Genomic DNA, 3,522 nt, shown 5'->3' on the forward strand with positions numbered 1-3,522 from the left:
CAAAAATTCGGATTAAATTTGCAATCTACCACATATTATATTTTGATATACTAATTAACGGCAATTTATCCTGAAAGGGTTTGTTGTAATGGTATTTCAAAGTATCTCGTTTAATACACCGATAAGCACTTTACTTAATGATACATAAAAATCGTGATACAATTAGATGAAGTTTTAAAGGATATTATGGTCACTAAGTTACACATGTAAATTTTTATGGAGGTGTTGTACTATGGCGAATTTCTACGAAAATGATCCTTTTTTCAACAATGATATGGATGATGTTTTCAATCAATTATTTCGGCGCATGGATAATCAAAATTCGGAGCGTGCACGGTACTTAGTTAATGGAAAATCGTTGACACCAGATGAGTTTGCTCAATACCGAGCAACTGGTAAGCTACCTCAAAATAATAAAACAATAGAAGTATCTAAAGATGGTAAACAGGCTGTTAAAAAAGGAGGGATTTTAGAAAAGTTAGGGACTAATTTGACGGAACAGGCTCGTGATGGATTACTAGATCCAGTGATTGGACGTGAGAATGAGATTCAAGAAACTGCAGAAATTTTGAGTCGTAGAACGAAAAATAATCCAATCTTAGTTGGTGATGCCGGTGTAGGTAAAACTGCAGTCGTCGAAGGTCTGGCACAAGCAATTGTGGCTGGTAAAGTTCCAGAAACGATTCAAGATAAAGAAATCTATTCGATTGATTTATCGTCTTTGGAAGCAGGAACTCAATATCGCGGTTCTTTTGAAGAGAATATTAAACAGCTGGTAAAGGAAGTTAAAGCAGCTGGTAATATTATTCTATTCTTCGATGAAATTCATCAGATTATCGGCACGGGTGCCACTGGTGGTGAAGACGGTGGCAAGGGATTGGCAGATATCATTAAACCTGCTTTGTCACGTGGCGAGCTGACTGTAATCGGGGCTACGACTCAAGATGAATATCGCAATACTATTTTGAAAAATGCGGCTTTGGCACGGCGATTCAATGAGGTTGTGATTAATGAACCGACGGCCGCTGACACTTTACGTATATTACAAGGTGTTAAAAAGCTGTACGAAAAGCATCATCATGTTGTATTACCAGATGATGTTTTGAAGGCGGCTGTGGATTATTCAATCCAATATATACCACAACGCACTTTGCCAGATAAAGCTATCGATTTGATCGACATGACTGCGGCTCATTTAGCGGCTAAAAATTCGCAAACTGATGTTGAGACATTGGATCAACGCGTTAAAAAATTAGAGGCAGCTAAGGAGGCCGCCGTTAAATCGGAGGACTTTAAAAAAGCCGCTGATATCAAGAAGTCGATCGAGGAAACCAAGCAAAAAATTAAAGAAACGGATCAAAAAGAAAAAATCACTGCCACGATTGATGATGTGGCACAATCGGTTGAACGTTTAACTGGTATACCAGTTTCTGATATGGGCGCTAATGATATTGAGCATTTGAAAAATCTTGATAAGCGTCTGAAAAGTAAGGTAATCGGTCAAGATGAAGCGGTTGAAATGGTAGCAAAAGCAATTCGGCGTAACCGTGCGGGCTTTTCAGAGGGTGATCAGCCGATTGGAAGTTTTCTGTTTGTGGGCCCAACTGGCGTAGGAAAGACTGAATTAGCTAAGCAATTAGCCTTAGATATGTTTGGAAATGAAAATGCGATTATTCGGCTAGATATGAGTGAATATGCTGATCGTACAGCTGTGTCGAAATTAATTGGTACCTCGGCTGGATACGTAGGCTATGAAGATAATGCTAATACTCTAACTGAACGGGTTCGGCGTAATCCATATTCCATTGTATTATTAGATGAAATTGAAAAGGCTGATCCACAAGTATTAACGTTACTATTACAAGTGATGGATGATGGGCGCTTAACGGATGGACAAGGCAATGTCATTAGTTTCAAAAATACGATTATTATTGCTACTTCTAATGCTGGCTTTGGTAATGAAGCATTAAGTGGTGGCAAGCAACGAGATCAGTCATTAATGGATAAGTTAGCACCATTTTTCCGCCCAGAATTTCTGAACCGTTTTAATGGAATCGTGGAATTTTCACATCTGACTAAGCAAGACTTAAGTCAAATTGTCGATTTGATGTTGGCGGATGTACAAAAAACGTTAGCCAAAAAATCCATCAAACTTGAGGTAACTAAAGCGGCCAAAGATTGGCTGATGGAACAAGGCTATGATGAAGCAATGGGTGCGCGGCCATTACGGCGAGTAATTGAACAACAAATTCGTGATAAGGTAACGGATTTCTACCTTGACCACTTAGATGTCAAAAACTTGAAGGCTGATTTAGTGGATGGTGAGATTGTGATATCGGCAGCTTAGCTTAAATCAGTGTTCATAAATAACTTTATGTAAGAGGAGATTTATTGGGCAGGAGATCGCTTGATAGATCTCCTTTTTTCGTTGATTTTCACCATTTGATATTAATCTATTGAGTAAATATGTGATGACAATAGCGATAATGATCTTATTAATACATCATTAGGTAATATATTTGTTGTGTTCCGCAATTCCAAACGTGATGATTTAGTCCATGAATATGGGGATATGACGTATCGTCTGACAAATTTAGCCGGAGTTATTAGCTATAGTAATAATATTGTGAGTTTGCCATTACGCCCAGTTTTTGAAAAAATATTTACTTCATATGATATTTCGATGTCTGGTTCAGAGAACTATAAAGACTTTGATTTAAACTTTGGCAGTGCTTTATATCAACAGAGCACCTTTCTTGAATCTCTAAGATTGTCAGATAATCAGATTGATTCTGTACTTAAATTAGTAGCTCGGACAATGGGATTAGACAACTATCAGGAAATTGCAAAGGAAGTAGAAAAGCAAAATAATATAAGATTCGAAAAATTAGTTAGAAATAAATTTCCTAAAACTACGGTGCTGGAGTTATTACAACAATTTGTTAGTCGTAAAGACGATTTAATCGTCAAAACAGTCACTGATAATGCTCCAATTCCTGACATTTTCGAGTATGTACTAGGACTCGCATGGTATTACATCAGCAATAAAAAAGTAAATATTCGAAGTGCCTATAATTTATCGCTAGATGCTGACTTTTTACCACTTTCCCATGCTGCAGGTTATCAAGGAGATTTAGAATTTCATTATGAGAATCGTACATTGTTGCTTGAAGCAACGCTGATGGATCATAATACTCAAAAACGTGGTGAATTAGAACCTGTGATAAGACATACAGTGAATCTAACTATCGAAAATGGATTACAGCCAACGCAAACAATTTTTGTAGCCAGTGAATTAGATGACAATGTGATGAACATATAAAGAAAACAGGTGATTATATTCAGGTTTATCGGATCAAATCTCATCCTAATTATTCAAGTGACGCAGCAAAATATGCTTATAACCATATGTATATAAGTAATAAAATAAATTATTTGACAACTACTAACTTGTACCACAAGAATCCTAGTTACTGTTCTAAATATGTTTACTTAGAAGCTGTCTAAAATCTCTTAAGTAAT

General features: G+C 36.7%; 2 protein-coding genes. Both read left to right on the forward strand.

Features of this window, described 5'->3' with window-relative positions:
- Window positions 1-232: 232 nt before the first annotated feature.
- Window positions 233-2,347, forward strand: a complete 2,115-nt coding sequence (gene clpL, locus FC98_RS13490) for an ATP-dependent protease ClpL (protein ID WP_056949745.1) — start codon at window positions 233-235, stop codon at window positions 2,345-2,347.
- Window positions 2,348-2,524: 177 nt separating this feature from the next.
- Window positions 2,525-3,322, forward strand: coding sequence for an AlwI family type II restriction endonuclease (locus FC98_RS13495; RefSeq protein ID WP_056949746.1), 798 nt, complete (start codon window positions 2,525-2,527; stop codon window positions 3,320-3,322).
- Window positions 3,323-3,522: the final 200 nt, after the last annotated feature.

It is taken from the genome of Lentilactobacillus kisonensis DSM 19906 = JCM 15041 (assembly GCF_001434135.1).
Taxonomy (GTDB): domain Bacteria; phylum Bacillota; class Bacilli; order Lactobacillales; family Lactobacillaceae; genus Lentilactobacillus; species Lentilactobacillus kisonensis.

Excerpts from the sequence above, each read along its gene's own strand:
- clpL (WP_056949745.1), top strand. The coding sequence starts at position 233 with ATGGCGAATTTCTACGAAAATGATCCTTTTTTCAACAATGATATGGAT.